At 59.8% G+C, this 4,748-nt stretch carries 4 protein-coding genes; all 4 read left to right on the plus strand.

Translation table 11 applies throughout. The annotated features are described in order from the left end of the window. A partial coding sequence (gene prfB, locus ACTTKG_RS09085) for a peptide chain release factor 2 (RefSeq protein ID WP_442673889.1) occupies nucleotides 1–693 on the plus strand: 693 nt, incomplete at its 5' end. A 9-nt stretch (nucleotides 694–702) separates the two neighbouring features. Continuing rightward, nucleotides 703–1,398 (plus strand): LmeA family phospholipid-binding protein, encoded by a 696-nt coding sequence (locus ACTTKG_RS09090; RefSeq protein WP_442673890.1) that lies wholly within the window; start codon nucleotides 703–705, stop codon nucleotides 1,396–1,398. Nucleotides 1,399–1,404: 6 nt separating this feature from the next. Beyond that, nucleotides 1,405–3,459, plus strand: a complete 2,055-nt coding sequence (locus ACTTKG_RS09095) for a DUF5693 family protein (protein ID WP_442673891.1) — start codon at nucleotides 1,405–1,407, stop codon at nucleotides 3,457–3,459. Next, on the plus strand, nucleotides 3,456–4,550 hold the full coding sequence (csaB, locus tag ACTTKG_RS09100; RefSeq protein ID WP_442673892.1) for a polysaccharide pyruvyl transferase CsaB: 1,095 nt from the start codon (nucleotides 3,456–3,458) through the stop codon (nucleotides 4,548–4,550). The genes ACTTKG_RS09095 and csaB overlap by 4 nt, the downstream gene beginning before the upstream one ends. Nucleotides 4,551–4,748 lie beyond the last annotated feature (198 nt).

Genomic DNA, 4,748 nt, shown 5'->3' on the forward strand with positions numbered 1-4,748 from the left:
GCGCAGGACTGGACGCAGATGCTTCTGCGCATGTACGGCAGATGGGCGGAGCGTCACGGCTTTTCCGTCGTCACGGCGGATCTCCTGCCCGGCGACGAGGCGGGCGTCAAGAGCGCGACGCTCTTCATCAACGGGCACAACGCTTACGGCTACCTGAAGTCGGAAAAGGGCGTGCATCGCCTCGTGCGCATCTCGCCCTTTGACGCGAACGCACGCCGCCATACCTCGTTTTCTGCCTGCGACATCATGCCGGAGATCGACGACGCTGTTGAGGTCGCGATCAATATGGCGGATGTGCGCGTGGATACATACCGCGCGTCGGGTGCGGGCGGTCAGCACATCAACAAGACGTCGTCCGCCGTGCGCATGACGCACATGCCGACGGGCATTGTCGTGCAGTGTCAGAACGAACGCTCGCAGCTGCAGAACCGTGAACAGTGTTTGAAGATGCTGCGTGCCAAGCTGTTTGAATTGGAGCAGGAGAAGAAGGAAGCCGAGATTCAGAAGCTTGAAGGCGATCAGCAGAAGATCGAGTGGGGCAGCCAGATTCGCTCCTATGTATTCCAGCCCTATACGATGGTCAAGGATATGCGCACGGGCATGGAAACGGGCAACGTGCAGGCGGTCATGGACGGCGATCTCGATCCCTTCATCGAAGCCTTCCTCGCGGCGAAAGCGAATCATGAGATTTAAGGTGATATTTTGCGTAAGCTGTTGATGGCGCTCGCAGGCGTCTTGGCGGTGATCTTCGTCCTCGGCGAAACGCTGCTGCCCGTGTGGGCGCGGCAGACGGCGGAAACGATGCTCAAAGATCGCGGGGCGGCGAGCGCCGAGGTGACGCTCCAAAGCACGCCGGGCATTTTGCTTCTTCTGGGGCAGATCGACGCCGTCACGGCGGATGCGAAGGGGCTTCGCATCGGCGAACTGCGCATGGAGCGCGTGCAGCTGACGGGAAGCGGCGTGCGCTTTTCTTCCGGCGAACTTTTCTTCGACCGCCGCGTGCATATTCTCGCCGCTGAGAATTTGCGGCTTGCGGGAACGGTTTCGGCAGACGCTCTGCGCGATCTTCTGGCGAAGCGCATCGACAAGCTCGACAACATCAAGGTCACGATTGACGAAGCGGGCGTACACGCGACGGCGGAAGTGAAGATTTTCGGACGCATGGCGGATGTCGCGCTCGATGGACAAGTCGTCGAGGACGCGCAGGCGCTCTACTTTCATATCACGCGGCTCGACATCAAGAACGCCTTGCTCGGCAAGGCGAATATCGGGGATTTCTTCGACGACATTTTGATTACGAAGCTCGATGCGTTTCCCCTAAAGATGCGCGTCGAGAGCGTCGAGCATCGCGCGGGAGCCGTCGTTGTGCGCCTTGCTGCCGGAGGAAATGGGGAGTAGGATTCCATGAAGCAATTTCAATACAACAAGGTGCTCATCGCCTTCATCTTCGTCGGACTCATCGCGGCGCTCCTCATCGACGTCGGTCGCTGGCGGGCGGAAGAGGTCAATAAGCAGGTCGATCTCGCGATCAATTACGAAGATCTCGTACAGCTCGCCGAGCAGGAAGGAAAGCCGGTCGCCGAAGTCATGCAGGCGGCGAAGGAAGCGGGCGTCACGTCGCTCGCCGTCTACGAAACGACCTTCAAGAAGCTCAATGCAAGCGGCAAGGCGACAGCGATCGCGGGCAGCGATCTCGTAGCCAATTATCATGCCGGCGTTTTGACTGATCCCGCATGGCGCACGCTCATCGAAAACGGCACGATCAAAGGCGCAGACGTCTGCATCGTCGGACATGACGCGCGTACCTACAAGGAAGTCAAGGAGGATTTGCTGCGCCGCCTCGGCGCTGCGCGCGTAAACGCCGTCACGGTCAACGGCGCGGAAATTCTCGTCGTCAAGGCGAACTACGAAACCTTCCTCAAGATGGATCTCGGTATGCCGACGGATGAGATGCAGGCGGTCAATGACGCAGGCTTCTTCGTGCTCGCACGTCCGACAAATTATCTGGGCTGCACGCCCGACGACGTCGACGCCGTGTTCCGCCGTCTGGAGGACTTCCGCATCTCGGAAGTCGTGTTCTCCGGCGCACAGATACTCGGCGCACCGAGATCCTTGCAGACGACGATCGATCGCTTCAAGGAGCGCAATTTCGTCTTGGGACTGATCGAAGATACGACGCAGCTGCAGTTCTACAAGCAGGACGGCATGGAGGAAATCTCGAAGGGCGTCGGCTACGATCATATCGCACGGCTCTATGCGATCCCCAAGGACGAGCAGCCGAAGCTCAAGATCGAAACGGCGGTCGAGCGTTGGGCGAACACGGACATGGAGCGCAATATCCGCATCAACCTTCTGCGCATCTATGAAAAGCCTGCGCCCGGCATGACGCTCTTCGAGACGAATATGCACTACATCAAAGCGACGGCGGAAGCGGTGCAGGCGAACGGCTTCACGCTCGGTCCCGCGGGGACGTTTGAAAGCTGGTACGCGCCGCGCATTTTACGCGCCGTGCTCATGCTCGGCGTTGCGGCGGCGGCTGTGCTGTATCTCTCGCTCATCACGCATCGCCTAAAGCCGAGGACGCTCTATGCGCTCTTTGCTTTGCTGGCATTTGTCTTTGCTGCGCCGATTCTCATGGGAAGCGGCGCGAAGATGCGGCTCTTGGCGGCGTTTTTGAGCGCGAACCTCTTCCCCGCGCTTGCCGTGATCTGGCAGCTTGACCGCATTCGCGGCATGGAGCCGGATGAAAAAGCGCCGCTCTGGCGCATCATCGGCACGGCGGCGGTCGCGCTCTTTGTGACGGGGGCGCTCTCCTACATCGGTGCGGCGTACTTGTCGGGGGCGCTTGCCGATGTCGAGTACTTCCTTGAGTTCAACATCTTCCGCGGCATCAAGCTGACGTTCGTTCTGCCCATCGTGCTTGTCGCCGTCGCCTTTTTGACGCGGTACGATATTTTCGATGGCAGAATGGACGAGGGGCAGGGGGCGCTTGCGCAGCTGCGTCAGATCCTTGACATGCCTGTGAAGCTCAAGTCGCTTCTGATCTTTGTACTCGTGGCTCTCGCCGCCGTCGTTTTCGTCGCGCGGTCGGGGCATACGTCGGGGATGCCCGTTTCGGGGCTGGAACTGAAGTTCCGCGCCTTTTTGGAGCAGGCATTTTATGCGCGTCCGCGCTCGAAAGAGCTGATGATCGGTCATCCGGCGTTCATGCTTGCCGTTCTCGCGTGGTGCCGCAAGTGGCCGACGATGCTGCTCTTTGCGCTCGTGCTCGTCGCGACGATTGGACAGGGCTCGATGGTGGAGACATTCGCGCACATGCGCACGCCCGTCTACATGTCCTTTGTGCGCGGCATCGGTGGCATCGTCCTCGGCTGCGGCATCGGCGCTCTTCTCATGGCGCTCGTGCACTTTGGACAAATGTTGGTATCTTCGGCAAAGGAGCGGTTCGCAAAGGAATGAGCAACATCGTAGTATCCGGATATTACGGCTCGAAAAACGCCGGCGATGAAGCCATGCTTGCCGCGATGATCGAGGTGCTATCCGAACTGGACCCGCAAACGAATATCACGGTGATCTCAGCGAATCCTCCGGATACGAAGCGCCGCCACGGCGTTGAAGCTGTTTCATGGCTCTCGTTTTCCGAAATATGGAAGGCTCTGCGTGCATCCGATCTCCTCGTGTCGGGCGGCGGCAGTCTGCTGCAGAACGTCACGAGCCGCCGCAGCCTTTACTACTACATGGCGATCATCGTCCTCGCATTCCTCGCACGGCGTCCCGTCATGCTCTACGCGCAGGGCATCGGTCCGATCGAGGGCTTTTGGGCGCGCACGATGATGCGGCTCATCGGCAACCGCGTGCGTCTCATCACCGTGCGCGATCACGGCTCTTTGGCGGAGCTTTCGGCGCTCGGCATCTCGCGCCCGAAGATCGTCGCGACCGCCGACCCCGTGCTCGCCATCAACCCCGTGCCGAAAGAGGCGGGGCGGCAGATCCTGCAATGGAACGGCGTGACGGAAGATAAGCCGCTCGTCGGCATCTCCGTGCGCGAGTGGAAGGGCTGGCAGCGCTATAAGGAGATTTTTGCTGAAACGGCAGACCGAATCGCCGCCGAGCTTGGCGCGAACATCGTCTTTTTGCCCATGCAGTACCCCGAGGACGTCAAGACGGCGGAAATGGTCGCCGCCTTGATGAAAGAGGAAGCCGTCGTCCTCGACGGCGAGTTCTCGACGGCAGAGCTGTTGTCGCTCGTCGGCAATATGGATCTGCTCCTCGCCATTCGCCTGCACGCGCTGATCTTCGCCGGCGTCATGGGCGTGCCGCTCGTCGGCGTATCGTACGATCCGAAGATCGACCGTTTCTTAGACTCCATCGGTGAGACGCCCGCCGCCAAGCTCGAAACCGTCACGGCGGACGAACTCATGGCACAAGTGCGCCGCAAGTGGCAGGCGCGCGAGGTGTTTCGTGAAAAGAATGCCGCCCTCCTAAATGATTTGCGGCATCTCGCGTTTCAAAACGCCGAGCTTGCCGTAGAAATTCTGCGGGAGAAGTGAATTTATCCGCGCTTCCTAAAAGAAGCCCGCCCCATCTCGGAGCCTTTGGCTTGGAGATGGGGCGGGCTTTTGTGTGTGAGTCCTGTATGTTAAGGAAGCACGGATAAATGCAGCTCCCATCTTCACACATCTGCGTTGACCGCTACTGAGCCGTCCAAGAGGCAAGTCCGAAGGACGCAGGCGATTGGGCAACGGCTC

Source organism: Selenomonas sp. (genome assembly GCF_052169755.1).
Classification (GTDB): domain Bacteria; phylum Bacillota; class Negativicutes; order Selenomonadales; family Selenomonadaceae; genus Selenomonas.

Bases quoted from the DNA above. Each gene is read 5' to 3' on its own strand.
- ACTTKG_RS09095 (WP_442673891.1), top strand. From the start codon at position 1,405: ATGAAGCAATTTCAATACAACAAGGTGCTCATCGCCTTCATCTTCGTC.
- csaB (WP_442673892.1), top strand. From the start codon at position 3,456: ATGAGCAACATCGTAGTATCCGGATATTACGGCTCGAAAAACGCCGGC.